We start from the raw sequence: 15,008 nt of genomic DNA, 5'->3' as shown, positions 1-15,008 counted from the left end.
GCAAAGATCGCCTAGCGTCGAGCTACAGGCAGCTTTGCCGCTGATTGCTGGGCCAGACGCATGCAGAAGCCTCGCTACCTCATCAGGACCATGCGCCGAGCGGAACTGGACATCGCCGTCGCCTGGGCCGCGGCGGAAGGCTGGAACCCCGGCCGCCACGATGCAGATTGCTTCCACGCCGCCGACCCGGGCGGTTTCCTGATCGGCTTGCTCGATGATCAACCGATCTCGGTGCTTTCGGTGGTGAAATACGGCGAACGCTTCGGTTTCCTCGGCTTCTACATCGTCAAGCCCGAATACCGCGGCCGCGGCTACGGAATGCAGATCTGGAATGCCGGCCTGGCCTATCTCGCGGGGCGCACCATCGGCCTGGACGGCGTCGTTGCGCAGCAGGGCAACTATGCCAAGTCGGGATTCACCCTGGCCCATCGCAATATCCGCTTCCGCGGCCACGCTGCTGGTGACCGGCAGCCAGCAGCGCCGACCGTGCTCTTGGCCGCCCTGCCCTTCGACGAGTTGCTCGCCTATGATCAGCCCTACTTTCCCGAGGGGCGCGCGGCCTTTCTTCGCTGCTGGATCAGTCAACCCGAGCACCAGGCATTGGCTATTCGCCAGGACGACAGACTGGCCGGCTACGGCGTGCTGCGCCCCTGCCGCGAGGGCTACAAGGTAGGCCCGCTGTTCGCCGATAGCCCGGCCCTGGCCGAGTGCCTGTTCGTCGCGCTCAAGGGCGCGGCCCCAGCGGGTGAACCCATCTTCCTGGATGTTCCGGCGGTCAATCGCCCCGCCCTCGACATGGCGCAGCGCCACGCCATGAGCGTCGTATTCGAGACCGCGCGCATGTATCGAGGCCAGGCCCCCGCCTTGCCATTGGAGCGCTTGTTCGGCGTTACCACCTTTGAGCTCGGCTAGGCTGGGCGGCGGCCGATCCGTCTTGCGTGCCGTGGGCCGGATCGCCAGGCGAATCACCATCAGGAGAACACCGGAACATGGACGCTCAATGCCAATCGCTCGCCCAAGTGCGGGCCAATATCGACCGAATCGACCGCCAACTGGTCACCCTGCTGGCCGAGCGCGGCAGATTCGTCAGCCATGCCGCGGGCTTCAAGCGCAATACCGAAGAGGTCCGTGATGGGCAGCGGGTCGAACAGGTCATCGCTGGCGTACGCAGGCTGGCCGAGGAACTGGGCGCCAACCCGGACGTCAGTGAAGCGGTATACCGGGCGATGATCAACGCCTTTATCCAGCTTGAACTCTCCGAGCATTCGGCGCTGACCGCTCAGCGTCCCTGAGCCAACCCGGTCGTGCCCGGCAACAAACGACGGAGCAGGACTTCACTCACAAGGGTTGCCGCGAATCCAGTTCGCAGCAGCACCGTCAGCTACCCCTGCAGATACGGACGCACCACCGCCAGCGCCCGCTCGACGAAGCGCTGTTTCTCGCCGACTGGCGCTACGTAATGCAGCGCCTCGGCACAAGCTTCTTCGCCGGCCAGCTTGGCAATGACCCAGGCGGCCAGATAGGGCGCCGACAGGCAGCCGCCAGCGGTCGCCAGATGCCCCTGGGCAAAGAAGGGTTGATCCAGCACCTGTACGCCCGCCTCCACCACCCAGGGTTTGCTGGTCAGGTCGGTGCAGGCCGGCAGGTTATCCAGCAGCCCCAGCTTGGCCATCAGCAAGGCGCCCGAGCACTGCGCACCGATCAACTGGCGGCTGGGGTCGAGTTGCAAGCGCTCGAGAATCGTCCGGTCCTCGGCAATCGCCCGGGTCTGGATGCCGCTGCCAAACAGCACGACATCCGCCTGGTTGGCGAACTCCAGGGCCTGCTGGGCCCGCACCTGCACCCCGTTCATCGAGGTGGCCTGCTCGCCTGGACAGGTGATCTGCGCCTGCCAGCCGCGCGCACTCAAGCGATTGAGCAGACCCGCAGCGATAAAGGAGTCCAGTTCGTTGAAGCCCTCGAATGTAAGTACGGCAATCTGCATATCATCGCTCCCGTTCGGCACAGCGCCATCGGCGCGGAAATGCAACATAAGCCGTCGCGGCGCCCGGCGTTACCTACAGTTGCGCTGAATTTTCCCCGCACAGCAGGGTCCCGGGCAGCGGCGTGGTACTAGATGCCCGAGCGCCCCGGGTCTTCTGACGGCTGTTCCTCTTCGATCTCTTCCAGCTTCAACTCGAGCGCCCAGTCGCCCGCCTCTGCCGCCTTGGTCTCCGCGGCGGCCGCTGCTTCGGCAACGGCGGGCGCCGGGGCCGCTGCCTCAGGACTGTCACGGTAGAGCTTCAGTTTGAGGCGCACGTTGTTCGCCGAGTCGGCGTTCTTCACCGCCTCATCCTCGTCGATGGCACCCTCATGGACCAAGTCGATCAGCGCCTGATCGAAGGTCTGCATGCCGAGGTTCTTCGACTTTTCCATGATCTCCTTGATCTCGGAAAGCTCGTTACGCTTGATCAGGTCGCGCACGGTCGGCGTGCCCAGCAGCACTTCCACGGCCGCGCGGCGCTTGCCGTCGCTGGTCTTCACCAGGCGCTGGGAAACGAAGGCCTTGAGGTTGTTGCCCAGATCATTGAGCAACTGCGGGCGGCGCTCCTCGGGGAAGAAGTTGATGATCCGATCCAGCGCCTGGTTGGCGTTGTTGGCGTGCAGGGTGGAGATCGCCAGGTGGCCGGTATCGGCAAAGGCCAGGGCGTGCTCCATGGTCTCGCGATCGCGGATCTCGCCGATCAGGATCACGTCCGGCGCCTGGCGCAGGGTGTTCTTCAGGGCCGCGTGGAAGCTGCGGGTGTCCACGCCGACTTCACGCTGGTTGATGATCGACTTCTTGTGCCGGTGCACGTATTCCACCGGGTCCTCGATGGTGATGATGTGGCCGCCGCTGTTGCGGTTGCGGTAGTCGATGAGCGCCGCCAGGGAGGTCGACTTGCCCGAGCCGGTGCCGCCGACGAACAGCACCAGGCCTCGCTTCTCCATCACCGTCTTGAGCAGCACCTCGGGCAGCTTCAGGTCCTCGAACTTGGGGATCTCCATCTTGATGTTACGGGCGACGATGGACACCTCGTTACGCTGCTTGAAGATGTTGATCCGGAAGCGACCGATGCCGCCCAGGGAGATGGCCAGGTTCATCTCCAGCTCGCGCTCGAAGTCTTCGCGCTGCGCCACATCCATGATCGACTGGGCGATCTGCGCCACCTCCCCGGCCTTCAGCGGCTCCTGGCTGAGGGCCTTGAGCACGCCGTTGAACTTGGCGCAGGGCGGCGCGCCGGTCGACAGATAGAGGTCGGAACCATCCTGGCTGGCCAGGACTTTGAGCATCGAGTGAAGATCCATGGGGGCGGGGCTTCCGTTGGATGGAATTAATACGTTAGGCCAAATTCGGCCATCACTCCCGGCGAAACAGAAGTCTTGAAGCTGACGTCATTCTGCTGGCGCGGCAATTACTGGCACAATACACGGCCAGCCAAAATGAGGAACCCGTCATGGCAAAGGCAATGGCCCGCCACATCCTGGTCAAGACCGAAGCGGAGGCGGCCTCCCTGAAGAAGCGCATTGCCGCCGGCGAGGCTTTCGATGTGCTGGCGCGCAAGCACTCCACCTGCCCGTCCGGCAAGCGTGGCGGCGACCTTGGCGAAGTACGCCCGGGGCAGATGGTGCGGGTGATCGATCAGGTCATCTTCAAGAAGCCATTGCGCGAGGTCCATGGGCCGGTGAAAAGCCAGTTCGGCTATCACCTGGTGCAGGTGTTCTTCCGCGACTGAGCGTACCGCCGTCGCCGCGAACACCGCGCCGCCCATCCCTGGCCCTGCCCTTGTGCGGGCTAAACCGCTACAATCGCGCCCCTTTCGCGCACGTGCGCCCGCTTTCTGGATCAAGATTCGTGATTTCTACCGCCAATATCACCATGCAGTTCGGCGCCAAGCCGCTGTTCGAGAACGTTTCCGTCAAGTTCGGCAACGGCAACCGCTACGGCCTGATCGGCGCCAATGGCTGCGGTAAGTCGACCTTCATGAAGATCCTCGGCGGCGACCTCGAGCCGTCGGCCGGCCAGGTGATGCTCGAGCCCAATGTGCGCCTCGGCAAGCTGCGCCAGGATCAGTTCGCCTACGAAGAGTTCAACGTGATCGACACGGTGATCATGGGCCACCACGAGCTGTGGCGCATCAAGGCCGAGCGCGACCGCATCTACTCGCTGGCGGAAATGACGGAAGAAGAAGGCATGGCGGTGGCCGAGCTGGAAACCGAATTCGCCGAGCTGGACGGCTACACGGCCGAATCCCGCGCCGGCGAGTTGCTACTCGGCCTGGGTATCCCGCTGCACCAGCACTTCGGCCCGATGAGCGAGGTAGCGCCCGGCTGGAAGCTGCGCGTGCTGCTGGCCCAGGCGCTGTTTTCCGACCCGGACGTGCTGCTGCTCGACGAGCCGACCAACCACCTGGACATCAACACCATCCGCTGGCTGGAAAACGTGCTGACCGCGCGCAACAGCACCATGATCATCATTTCCCACGATCGTCACTTCCTCAACAGCGTGTGCACCCACATGGCCGACCTGGACTACGGCGAACTGCGCCTGTTCCCGGGCAACTATGACGAGTACATGACCGCGGCGACCCAGTCGCGCGAGCAGCTGCTGGCCGATAACGCCAAGAAGAAGGCACAGATCGCCGAGCTGCAGACCTTCGTCAGCCGCTTCTCGGCCAACGCCTCCAAGGCCAAGCAGGCCACCTCGCGGGCCAAGCAGATCGACAAGATTCAGCTGGCCGAAGTCAAACCGTCCAGCCGGGTCAGCCCGTTCATCCGCTTCGAGCAGACCAAGAAGCTGCACCGCCAGGCCGTGACCGTGGAAAACATGGCCAAGGGCTTCGACGGCAAGCCGCTGTTCAAGGGCTTCAGCTTCCAGGTCGAGGCCGGCGAGCGCGTGGCCATCATCGGCCCCAACGGTATCGGCAAGACCACCCTGCTGCGCACCCTGGTCGGCGAGCTGACCCCGGATGCCGGCACCGTGAAATGGACCGACAGCGCCGAGCTGGGCTACTACGCCCAGGACCATGCCCATGAATTCGCCGACGACTGCAACCTGTTCGACTGGATGGGTCAGTGGACCCAGGGCGGCGAGCAGCTGGTGCGCGGTACCCTTGGCCGCATGCTGTTCTCCAACGATGAGATTCTCAAGTCGGTGAAGGTGATTTCCGGTGGCGAGCAGGGCCGCATGCTGTTCGGCAAGCTGATCCTGCAGAAGCCCAACGTGCTGGTGATGGACGAACCGACCAACCACCTCGACATGGAGTCCATCGAGGCGCTCAACCTGGCCCTGGAGAACTATCCCGGCACGCTGATCTTCGTCAGCCACGACCGCGAGTTCGTTTCCTCCCTGGCCACCCGCATCATCGAACTGAGCGACAGCGGTGTGGTCGACTTCAGCGGCACCTACGACGACTACCTGCGCAGCCAGGGCGTGCTGGTCTGATCGCGGCTGGTGCCCCCCTGGGGGCAAGCCCCCCGCTCAAGAAAATGCCCGTATCGCAAGATACGGGCATTTGTTATGTCGCCGATGAATCCAGCTGAATGAACTCAGGCACGCGGCCGACCAGTCATTCGCCTTGATTAGTAGGTCGGCAGTTCGACATCGTGGAACAGTTCCTCCAGCTCGGACTTGTTATGACAGTGCACGGCCTTGGCCAGCACGTCGCGCGTCAGGTGCGGGGCGAATGTCTCGATGAAGTCGCACATGAACCCACGCAGGAAGGTGCCGCGGCGGAAGCCGATCTTGGTCACGCTGGCCTCGAACAGGTCGCTGGCATCGAGCACCACCAGGTCCGGGTCGAGTTTGGGGTCCACCGCCATCTTGGCCAGGATGCCCACGCCCAGGCCGAGGCGCACGTAGGTCTTGATCACGTCGGCATCGGCCGCGGTGAACACCACCTTCGGCGTCAGACCGCGGTGGCTGAACGCCTCGTCCAGCTTGGAGCGGCCGGTGAAGCCGAACACGTAGGTGACGATCGAATGCTCGGCCAGGGCCTCCAGGGTCAGCTTCGGCAGCTTGGCCAGCGGATGCCCCTGGGGCACCACCACACAGCGATTCCAGCGGTAGCAAGGCATCATCACCAGGTCGTTGAACAGCTCCAGGCCCTCGGTGGCGATGGCGAAGTCCACGGTGCCATCGGCCGCCATCTCGGCAATCTGCATCGGTGTGCCCTGGTGCATGTGCAAGGCGACGTCGGGATACTGCTTGATGAAACTGCTGATCACCGTGGGCAAGGCGTAGCGTGCCTGCGTGTGGGTGGTGGCGATGGACAGCGTGCCCTTCTTCTCGTTGGAGAACTCCTGGGCGATCTGCTTGATGCTCTCGACCTTGCGCAGAATTTCACCGGCGGTGGTGATGATCCGCTCGCCGGCCGGGGTGACGCGGGTCAGGTGCTTGCCGCTGCGGGCGAACACTTCCACGCCGAGTTCGTCTTCGAGCAGACGGATCTGCTTGCTGATCCCCGGCTGGGAGGTATAGAGGCTCTGCGCTGTGGCCGAAACGTTGAGGTCGTGATGCGCGACTTCCCAGATGTAGCGCAATTGCTGAAGCTTCATAGAAAACCCTCAGAGCAGGTAGGCAGCCGTGCACTTGCCGGCAACTTTATATAACCATATTAGTGGCTTAGACGTTAAATCTAGACTGTTTATTTTTAACTGCTGCCGATTCTTCGTTTCATGCTTCGCCCCGTCCGCGGTGCTGCAGCATCGGCACCAGATACACCGGCACTTCCGACAACTGCAGCAGGCGCGCAGCCGTGCGCCCCAGCGGTATTTCCAACTCGGTGCCATGGCTGTGACTGCCGACCACCAGCAGGTCGACGCCGAGCCTCTGCGCCTCCTCGAGAATGACCAACGGTGGGTCGCCCTGCACCACCCGCACGGCGCGAATAACGTCAAGCTCATGCTGGGCCTCGCCGAGTTCGTCGCGAAATCCTTCCAGCACACGCTGCTCGATACTCGCCATTACCGTGTCCAGACCCTTGCTGCGCAACTCCTTGAGCCGATCCTCATCCAGATAGGTCTGCAGCACCGACTCGGCAAATAGCCCCAACGGCTCTACCGCATGCACCACATAAAGACCGGCGTTGAAGGCACGCGTCAGCGCCAGTGCGTGCTGGAGGACATATGGGGCGTAAAGACCAAGATCGGTGGCATAAAGAATCGAGCGAATCATGCGGCCTCCTCGACTGCCGGCGCGGCGGGCCTTTTCTGAGCTTAGCAGCGCGCTCCGCAAGTCAACTAAGGCGGGGCCATTTAGGACGAATGGATATATGCACGGGGGATCGACTAGGGCTGCAGCTCGTTGCTCACGCCATGGGGGACATGGCCTGTGGCTACCACCTCACGGGCCTTCTCGCAGTGGCCGGGCTGGTCGTCGAAGAACACGTCGGCGGCGAAAGCCTCGAGGATCGCCGCCTTCTCCAGCCCACCCAGGAAGTAGGACTCATCCAGGCGGATGTTCCACTCGCGCAGGGTGCGAATGACTCGCTCATGGGCCGGCGCCGAACGGGCGGTAACCAGCGCCGTACGAATCGGGCAGGACTCCTCGGGAAACTCTTGCTGCAAGAGATGCAGCGCGGCGAGGAAGGGTTTGAAGGGGCCGCCGCCCAATAGCCGGCGCGCGGCGTCGCGTTCATGGCTCTGGAAGGCTTCCAGCCCGCCTTGCTGGTAGACCCGCTCCGACTCGTCAGAAAACAGCACGGCATCGCCGTCGAAGGCGATGCGCAACTCGTTGCTCGCCGCCCGGCGGGCGCCACCGGAGAGGATGGTCGCCGCGCCAAACCCCGAGCGTAGCGCGTTGCGTACGTCCTCGGCGTGGGTCGAGAGGAACAGCTGACAGCCAAAGGCCGCCAGGTACGGGTCGGGACTGCGCCCGCCGACGAAGGCGGCGCGGGAGATGCCCAGTCCGTAGTGCTGGATCGAGTTGAATGCACGCAAGCCGGTATCGGCGCTGTTGCGCGAGACCAGGATCACCTCGACCCGGGACTGCCCCAGGGCGAGATTCAAGCCGAGTAATTTCTCGACCAGGGGAAAGGCATCGCCGGGGAGCAGGATCTCGTCCTCGTGCTCGATCTGGTACTGGCGATAGGCTTCCACGCCCTGGCTTTCGTACACCTGGTGACTCTCGCGCAAGTCGAACAGCGCGCTCGAGGAGATCGCCAGCACCAGTTTGTCGCCCATTCCCTTGCTCATGCACACCTCAACGTTCTAGTGGTCGGCCTGAGCGAGAAAGCACAGGACTTGGTACGGGGTGCGAAGCCGCGGCGGTGGACGCCCGCTCTCCCGGCGGCGGCCAGGGACAACACCTGGCTCGATGCGCGACTGTCAGCATATACGCGGACCCTGGCGGGCTGTAGTCAAGGAAGATCGTCCGCGGGACGCCTGAGGGCCTCAGCCAGGGCGTCGAGTAGATCGTCGGTGCGCAGACGGCTCTGCAGCGCGCCGAAAAATTGACCATCGCGCACCACGAACAGGGCCGGCAGGTGGAAGACCTCGTAGCGCGCCACCAATCCTGCATTGTCGGCGGCATCAATCCAGGCCAGGCGCGCCACAGGCAGCGGCTGCAGCGGCAACTCCCGACGCGCCCAGCGGCAGCTGGCACAACCCGTGCTTGTGAATATGAGCAACGAGGTACCGGGCAGATCGAGCAGTTGGCGATCCGCATCTAAATCGGTCAATTGCAGTTCGTTCACTATACTGTGATTAACGATGTCAATTTGATGGCATTGGGGGTCGGTAGTCATGCGTCGTTTCTTGCGTCATCCCAGTGATATGCCCGTGGAGCTCGTGCTCCGCAAACAGAAAGCCTTGCCCGGCCAGCGCCTGAACAATATCAGCCTGGGCGGCGTGGCGTGCAACTCCAGCCGCGGTTTTCGCCGCGGCACGGCAGTTGAGCTGCGTATCCCACTACTTGGCGAGCAGGCGCGCTACGAGGGCGTGGTGGCCTGGTGTCACAAGCTCGACGAAGACTATCTGGTGGGTATCGCATTTACCGATGAGGACACGCTGTTCCGTGCCCGCATGGTCGAGCAGGTCTGCCAGATCGAGCACTATCGCCGGCAACGTGAGCGGGAGCTCGGCCAGCAATTGCAGATCGAGAGCGTCGCCGGGGAATGGATCGCCCAGCATGCCGGCGAATTCTCCGACGCCAGCCTCACTTAGCCATTCCTACCCTCTGCGAGCCGAGTAACGCCCTTCGCCCCATTGTCTCGCCGACCCTTATCGCGCTAAGGTTCAGCTTCCCCGCTGTGCTCATACTGCTGTGCTCCGCCACACGGGGATCGCTGGCGGCCGGCACCCGTGACCTGACGACCCTGACCTGATGAAAAGCACGATGGCTGATTTACCGATCGACGACCTTAACGTTGCCTCCAACGAGACCCTGATCACCCCTGCGCAGCTCAAGCGGGAAATTCCCCTGACCGATTCCGCGCTGCGCACTGTCGCGAAGGGTCGCCAGGTGATTCGCGATATCCTCGACGGCAAGGATCATCGCCTGTTCGTGGTGGTGGGCCCCTGCTCGATCCATGACATCAAGGCCGCCCATGAATATGCCGAGCGGCTGAAGGTGCTGGCCGCCGAAGTGTCGGACAGTCTCTATTTGGTGATGCGCGTGTATTTCGAGAAGCCACGCACCACCGTCGGCTGGAAGGGGCTGATCAACGACCCTTACCTGGACGACTCGTTCAAGATTCAGGATGGCTTGCATATCGGCCGTCAACTGTTGCGCGATCTGGCCGAGATGGGCCTGCCGACCGCTACCGAAGCGCTCGACCCGATCTCCCCGCAGTATCTTCAGGACTTGATCAGCTGGTCGGCCATCGGCGCTCGTACCACCGAGTCCCAGACCCATCGGGAAATGGCCTCCGGCCTGTCCTCCGCTGTGGGCTTCAAGAACGGCACCGATGGTGGCCTGACCGTCGCGATCAACGCCCTGCAGTCGGTTTCCAGCCCGCACCGCTTCCTCGGTATCAATCAGGAAGGGGGCGTATCCATCGTCACCACCAAGGGCAACGCCTATGGCCACGTGGTACTGCGCGGCGGCAACGGCAAGCCGAACTACGATTCGGTCAGTGTCGCCGTGTGTGAGCAGGAGTTGACCAAGGCCGGCATCCGCCCGAATATCATGGTCGACTGCAGCCACGCCAACTCCAACAAGGATCCGGCGCTGCAACCCCTGGTAATGGACAACGTGGCCAATCAGATCCTCGAGGGCAACCAATCGATCGTCGGCCTGATGGTGGAAAGTCACCTGGGCTGGGGCAACCAGTCGATCCCCAAGGACCTGGCCCAGCTCAAGTACGGCGTCTCCATTACCGATGCGTGCATCGATTGGGACAGCACCGAAAAGACCCTGCGCGGCATGCATGCCAAGCTCAAGGATGTGCTGCCAAAGCGGCATCGCGCCTGATCAGGCGGCACTAAAAAGCCGGGCATTGCCCGGCTTTTTTTATTTGCCCCGCCCCCTCAACTCTTGGCGGTGAGGCGCTGGCGTCGCTCGATATAGCGCTCGACATAGGAGCACGAGGGAATCACCGTATAGCCAGTGCGCTCGGCGTACTGCAGGGCGTGCTCTGTCAGTGCCGCGGCGATGCCGCGACCTCGCAGCGAGTTCGGCACGAAGGTCCGGTAAATGTCCAAGGTTTGCTTGCCCAGGTCCATATACGCCAGGTAGGCACGATCCCCATCCACTATGGTCTCGAATTGATGACCTCTCTGGTCATGGTGAATGGACAACGCCTCGCTCATTGCTACTCCTCTCGTGGACCCTAGAACTGCACCCGAACCTTATCGATTTTTTCCAGGCGTAGCGACATTTGTGCCGTACCGTTGCCCGCCTGCAGGCGGAGATAGGCCTTGTTGTTGGCAACCCGCGTCAGGATACCCTGATAATACATGCCATCGTAGGTAACAAAACGCAAACGCTTACCAACATGATTGGCCAGACTGGACACGCTGACGAAGCCGGTGCGCGCGCCGTCCGCCACAGAGCCGACTCGCTGCTCGGCCTCTGGCTCTTGCGCAGCGGGTGCAGGTCGCGAAGCAGGATCGACCCAGGAAAACCCAAGCGGCTGCACCGCCCGGCGATTGACCAGGACCACCGGTCGCAGCATCGCCAATACATCCTTGGGATCGAAGAACTGCAGGCCATCCCAGACCATGCCTTCGGTGGGCTCGAGCTCGACCCGCAGCGACTGCGGATCGTCCAGGTAGTCGGCATAGGCATCCAGTAGCGGCTGGTCAAGCGCAATGCGCTGGCTACGCAGCACTCTCTGGAATTGCTCGACTGAGGCCGTCAAATAGGCCTCTCTATCCATCCCGAGCTTGGCGGCGCAATAGTCCTGTACCTTGCGCTGGTACTGGTTGTCGTTGAACTCGACACTCACCCGCTGTACGCGGGGTGGATTGACGCGCAGATCCCCAGGATTGTCCGGCATATTCATGACCGACAAGGCAACACGCAACTCGCCCATGTCGCGGGTATCGGAAGTCAGGCTGAAACTGAGCGTCTGCGCGCCAGGCTGAAATCGGTAGGAAAACTGGCCGTCGGTCTCGAAGGTGCGATAGCCCATATCCAGCAACTCGTCCGCACCTATGTTACGAACCTTGCCGCAAGCGACCTCGCTCATTGCCGTGAACAGGCTGCGCTCGGCCGGCGCCGCATAGAGCTGGCGCATGAACGGGCCGTGCACATTCAGACTCAAGCGCTCGAGGTTTACGGCCATCTGCTCGGGAAACTTGCCTTCGGCCAGGCGCTCCTTGAAGCGCAGCAGCTCGCCTAGCCCCTCGAACTTGAGCTCGGCATGAGCCACCTGCAGGCTATCGCCCATTGCAGGCACGCGAATCTGCACGTTGCTCAAGCCTACCCGTCCATCGAAGGACGAGGTAATTCCGCCGTAGCGAATATCCATGACTGGCGAGAGTCGTTGGGCGAAATCGTCCATGACCGAACGCACCGACAACCACAGGGACAGCTTGATCAGCACTGCAATCGCCAGTACCGCCAACAAACTCCATTTAATCAACTTCGACATGCATGCATCCTTGGCCCGAGACAGGTAACTCCGAATTACAGATTGCCGGAGCTTATCAGGCCACCTCGGGATCGGCCATGCTGAATCAATGGCTTAGCCTCCTCAGGACTGGCCCCGCGACACGTGCTCCCTGGCAGATCAGTGCGGCGCTCCGGAAACAATAGACGCAACACACCCTACCGGCCTGCCGCTTGCAAGAAGCACCAGTGATGCCAGCGCGTCGCTAACGGATGATCCGCACCAATAAACCTTCATGCCTGCTGTCCCCGGCGCGCCGCGGTCTGCCCGGAAACGCCGGCAGGCGGGAAACTTAAATTGCGGTTACTTGGCCGCGCCGGCTGCGCGATCCTGACTTCTTGCGATTACCGGGCAGTACAGGGAGAGCCTCGACGAGCTGTATGTTTTTTATACAAAACGGCACCACTTATAGTCGCACGCCACAAGATGGTGAAAAAAATGCGCTGCGCCCACCTGCGCTCCGTTTACTTACTGCCGGTTATAGGTAGTATGTACGCCGGCTAATTTCCCACCATTGGGAAATTGCTTTTATGGAAAACTCCACCTTAAGGGGAACACGATGAACAACGTTCTGAAATTCTCTGCTCTGGCCCTGGCCGCAGTTCTGGCTACCGGTTGCAGCAGCATGTCCAAAGAAACTGAAGCGCGCCTGACCGCTACCGAAGACGCAGCCGCTCGCGCTCAAGCCCGTGCCGACGAAGCCTATCGCAAGGCTGACGAGGCTCTGGCCGCTGCTCAGAAGGCTCAGCAGACCGCTGACGAAGCCAATGAGCGCGCTCTGCGCATGCTGGAAAAAGCCAGCCGCAAGTAATAGCCCGCAACGGCTGTTAGAGCCGACTCAGGTTTCTGAGTCGGCTTTTTTATTGCCTGCGGAAAGTGTCATTCAAATGGCAATAAAAAACCCGCCGCTGCTCGCGCAGGGCGGGTTCTATCATCAGTCGGCGACTCAGTACGCCAAACTAGCGCTGCTGACCAGCGTCGTATCGGGCTCGGCTATTTCCACCGGCAGACCATCTTCGGCCGCAACTACTTCGCGCACCATCTTCCAGTCCAGGCGCAGATCGCCCAGCTCTTCGCGCTTGAGCAGTGCGTTGATCACGGCAGTGTGCTTATCGACCACCGACGTTGCACCCGCATCCTCAAGAGGCGTATGCGCCTCGAGGTAAATCTTGCCGTTGCTGCGGCCGAACTTGTACGGCTCGTTGAGGATGCGCACCGGCGTTCCGACCGGCACCATATCGGCCAGCTGCAGCACATTCTGGTTGAGCATGCGGAAGCAGCCATGGCTGACACGCATGCCGATGCCGAATTTCTTGTTGGTGCCATGGATCAGGTAACCCGGCACGGACAATGTCATTTTGTACGGACCCAGCGGGTTGTTGGGGCCCGGCGGTACATAGGACGGCAATGGATCGCCGTTGGCGGCATGCTCCTCGAGAATCGACTTGGGTGGGGTCCAGCCCGGATTCGGGGTCTTGCCCGTGATCTTGGTGTCGGTCACTGGCGAACTCCAGCCCTCGCGCCCGATCCCAAGCGGATAGGTATGCACGACGTTCTGCCCCTTCGGGAAGTAGTACATGCGGTACTCCGCCAGGTTGATCACTATGCCCTCGCGCGGACCCGGCGGCAGGATAAAGCGTGTGGGCAGGATGATCTCGGTCCCCTCGCCCGGCAGCCAGGCATCCACGCCCGGGTTGGCGGCGATCATCTCCAGGTAGCCCAGGTCGTTGGCCACACCGAGATCGGCGAAGGTGTCTTCGTATTTGGCTTTGACCACCTGTACCTGGCCAATGATGTCCTCGCCGGGCGGCGGCAAAGGCAACTCCAGGGCAAAGACGGAGCCCGCGGCAAACAATGCGGCGAGAGGCAGGGAGCGGGCGACGGCAGGAATGCGCGACAACATCCGGTAATCCTTGGCGAGAATGGCTGACAAGTTCAATAGGCGATTGTACACCGCCCGCAGGCTATCCGGGAGTACTCAACGTAGCGGCCAATCGGGTCTAAGGCCACGGCGCTGTGCCTCGAAGGTGGCGCGGCATCCCGGGCACAGGCGCGCGTCGCGCAGCATCTGCTTGGCCAGCCCGCGCCAGCGCGGTTGCGCGGGCAGCAGGCCGCCGCACAGGGTTCGATCGGCGTACTCGCCCAGCTCCAGCTGGCGCGCGACCAGGTGCAGGCGTACCTCCCGACAGGCGAACAGATCCAGCTGTTCGTCCGGCTCGATCAGTTGATAGGCATGCAATGACCAGGCAGGACGCGGCATCGAGGGCTCCAGGGCGGGGGCGCCACATTAGCCGAAAGGTTGAGTGCAGAAAAGCCTGTCACAACAGCGGCTGCAGGCGCGGCCAGATATTTTCCAGAAGGACCGGCTGGGCGGCGGCCGTGGGGTGGATACCGTCGTCCTGCATCATGCCTGGGGCGCCACCAACGCCCTCGAGGAAGAACGGCACCAGGGCGACCTGCTTCTCCTCGGCCAGCGCGGTGAACACCTCGGCAAACCCCCGGGTGTAGCGCGCACCGTAATTAGGAGGCAGGCGCATACCCAAGAGCAGCACCCGAGCGCCGCTACCCCGCGCCTGATCGACCATCGCCGAAAGATTCTGTTGCAGTTGCGCCAGGGGCTGTCCGCGCAGGCCATCATTGCCCCCCAGTTCGAGTACCACCAGGCTCGGTCGATGCTCGGCAAGCAGCGCAGGAAGCCGAGCGGCGCCGCCTGCGCTGGTGTCGCCGCTGATCGAGGCGTTCACCACCCGGTGCGGGTAGCCCTGTGCGGCCAGGCGTTGCTCGAGGAGTGCGACCCAGCCCTGGCGGGTATCCAGGCCGAAAGCTGCGCTGATACTATCGCCGACCACCAGCACGGTATCGGCCACGGCGGTCTGCACCGATAGCAGCAGAGCGAAAACGGCGACAACCAACCCTCTACGCATCGGATTCTCC

General features: G+C 62.5%; 18 protein-coding genes. 7 read left to right on the top strand and 11 right to left on the bottom strand.

All coding sequences use genetic code 11. From position 1 onward, the window contains the following. The first annotated feature begins 60 nt into the window (after positions 1 to 60). Both LPB260_RS01065 and LPB260_RS01060 read left to right on the top strand, forming a co-directional pair. Complete coding sequence (locus tag LPB260_RS01065; protein ID WP_208706811.1) at positions 61 to 912, top strand: GNAT family N-acetyltransferase; 852 nt, start codon at positions 61 to 63, stop codon at positions 910 to 912. Positions 913 to 989: 77 nt separating this feature from the next. Next, positions 990 to 1,292, top strand: a complete 303-nt coding sequence (locus tag LPB260_RS01060) for a chorismate mutase (RefSeq protein WP_208706810.1) — start codon at positions 990 to 992, stop codon at positions 1,290 to 1,292. Positions 1,293 to 1,381: 89 nt separating this feature from the next. Here the strand turns inward: LPB260_RS01060 and LPB260_RS01055 are convergent, their stop codons facing one another. Continuing rightward, complete coding sequence (locus LPB260_RS01055) at positions 1,382 to 1,984, bottom strand: DJ-1/PfpI family protein (protein ID WP_208706809.1); 603 nt, start codon at positions 1,982 to 1,984, stop codon at positions 1,382 to 1,384. A 128-nt stretch (positions 1,985 to 2,112) separates the two neighbouring features. After that, positions 2,113 to 3,312, bottom strand: coding sequence for a PilT/PilU family type 4a pilus ATPase (locus LPB260_RS01050; RefSeq protein WP_371926098.1), 1,200 nt, complete (start codon positions 3,310 to 3,312; stop codon positions 2,113 to 2,115). A gap of 164 nt (positions 3,313 to 3,476) precedes the next feature. Between LPB260_RS01050 and LPB260_RS01045 the strand changes: the two genes are divergently transcribed. Next, positions 3,477 to 3,755, top strand: coding sequence for a peptidylprolyl isomerase (locus LPB260_RS01045; protein WP_208706807.1), 279 nt, complete (start codon positions 3,477 to 3,479; stop codon positions 3,753 to 3,755). Between the two features lie 119 nt (positions 3,756 to 3,874). After that, positions 3,875 to 5,464 (top strand): ABC-F family ATPase, encoded by a 1,590-nt coding sequence (locus LPB260_RS01040; protein WP_208706806.1) that lies wholly within the window; start codon positions 3,875 to 3,877, stop codon positions 5,462 to 5,464. A gap of 137 nt (positions 5,465 to 5,601) precedes the next feature. On the opposite strand, the gene cysB is transcribed toward LPB260_RS01040, so the two are convergent. The 4 genes from cysB to LPB260_RS01020 all read right to left on the bottom strand — a co-directional run bounded on the left by cysB (position 5,602) and on the right by LPB260_RS01020 (position 8,765). Then, positions 5,602 to 6,576: an HTH-type transcriptional regulator CysB gene (cysB, locus tag LPB260_RS01035; RefSeq protein ID WP_208706805.1), complete on the bottom strand. Its 975-nt coding sequence runs from the start codon at positions 6,574 to 6,576 to the stop codon at positions 5,602 to 5,604. Between the two features lie 118 nt (positions 6,577 to 6,694). Beyond that, on the bottom strand, positions 6,695 to 7,195 hold the full coding sequence (locus LPB260_RS01030; protein WP_208706804.1) for a universal stress protein: 501 nt from the start codon (positions 7,193 to 7,195) through the stop codon (positions 6,695 to 6,697). Positions 7,196 to 7,308: 113 nt separating this feature from the next. After that, entirely contained in the window at positions 7,309 to 8,214 is a 906-nt protein-coding gene (locus LPB260_RS01025) for a 5'-nucleotidase (RefSeq protein ID WP_208706803.1), read from the bottom strand. A 164-nt stretch (positions 8,215 to 8,378) separates the two neighbouring features. Beyond that, the gene (locus LPB260_RS01020) at positions 8,379 to 8,765 is read right to left on the bottom strand and encodes a thioredoxin family protein (protein ID WP_208706802.1); all 387 of its coding nucleotides are present in this window, start codon (positions 8,763 to 8,765) and stop codon (positions 8,379 to 8,381) included. Between LPB260_RS01020 and LPB260_RS01015 the strand changes: the two genes are divergently transcribed. Together LPB260_RS01015 and LPB260_RS01010 are read left to right on the top strand one after the other, a co-directional pair. Beyond that, the gene (locus tag LPB260_RS01015) at positions 8,764 to 9,183 is read left to right on the top strand and encodes a PilZ domain-containing protein (RefSeq protein ID WP_208706801.1); all 420 of its coding nucleotides are present in this window, start codon (positions 8,764 to 8,766) and stop codon (positions 9,181 to 9,183) included. The genes LPB260_RS01020 and LPB260_RS01015 overlap by 2 nt on opposite strands. Positions 9,184 to 9,355: 172 nt before the next feature. Continuing rightward, positions 9,356 to 10,432: a 3-deoxy-7-phosphoheptulonate synthase gene (locus LPB260_RS01010; protein ID WP_208706800.1), complete on the top strand. Its 1,077-nt coding sequence runs from the start codon at positions 9,356 to 9,358 to the stop codon at positions 10,430 to 10,432. A gap of 56 nt (positions 10,433 to 10,488) precedes the next feature. On the opposite strand, the gene LPB260_RS01005 is transcribed toward LPB260_RS01010, so the two are convergent. Further along, positions 10,489 to 10,770: a GNAT family N-acetyltransferase gene (locus LPB260_RS01005; protein WP_208706799.1), complete on the bottom strand. Its 282-nt coding sequence runs from the start codon at positions 10,768 to 10,770 to the stop codon at positions 10,489 to 10,491. Between the two features lie 20 nt (positions 10,771 to 10,790). After that, positions 10,791 to 12,056, bottom strand: a complete 1,266-nt coding sequence (locus LPB260_RS01000) for a hypothetical protein (RefSeq protein WP_208706798.1) — start codon at positions 12,054 to 12,056, stop codon at positions 10,791 to 10,793. A gap of 577 nt (positions 12,057 to 12,633) precedes the next feature. On the opposite strand from LPB260_RS01000, the gene oprI reads away from it, so the two are divergent. Further along, positions 12,634 to 12,885 carry an outer membrane lipoprotei OprI gene (gene oprI / locus LPB260_RS00995; RefSeq protein ID WP_003239826.1) on the top strand — a complete coding sequence of 84 codons (252 nt, stop codon included), beginning with the start codon at positions 12,634 to 12,636 and terminating at the stop codon, positions 12,883 to 12,885. Positions 12,886 to 13,020: 135 nt separating this feature from the next. Here the strand turns inward: oprI and LPB260_RS00990 are convergent, their stop codons facing one another. From LPB260_RS00990 to LPB260_RS00980, 3 genes are all read right to left on the bottom strand, one after another. Beyond that, entirely contained in the window at positions 13,021 to 13,977 is a 957-nt protein-coding gene (locus tag LPB260_RS00990; protein ID WP_208706797.1) for a L,D-transpeptidase family protein, read from the bottom strand. A 75-nt stretch (positions 13,978 to 14,052) separates the two neighbouring features. Beyond that, positions 14,053 to 14,334 carry a hypothetical protein gene (locus LPB260_RS00985; RefSeq protein WP_208706796.1) on the bottom strand — a complete coding sequence of 94 codons (282 nt, stop codon included), beginning with the start codon at positions 14,332 to 14,334 and terminating at the stop codon, positions 14,053 to 14,055. A gap of 58 nt (positions 14,335 to 14,392) precedes the next feature. Beyond that, positions 14,393 to 14,998 carry an arylesterase gene (locus LPB260_RS00980; RefSeq protein WP_208706795.1) on the bottom strand — a complete coding sequence of 202 codons (606 nt, stop codon included), beginning with the start codon at positions 14,996 to 14,998 and terminating at the stop codon, positions 14,393 to 14,395. Between the last annotated feature and the right edge of the window lie 10 nt (positions 14,999 to 15,008).

The sequence above is a fragment of the Pseudomonas sp. LPB0260 genome (genome assembly GCF_013388395.1).
The sequence above is the reverse complement of the archived record's forward strand: the minus strand, read 5'-3'. Positions and strand labels throughout refer to the sequence as shown.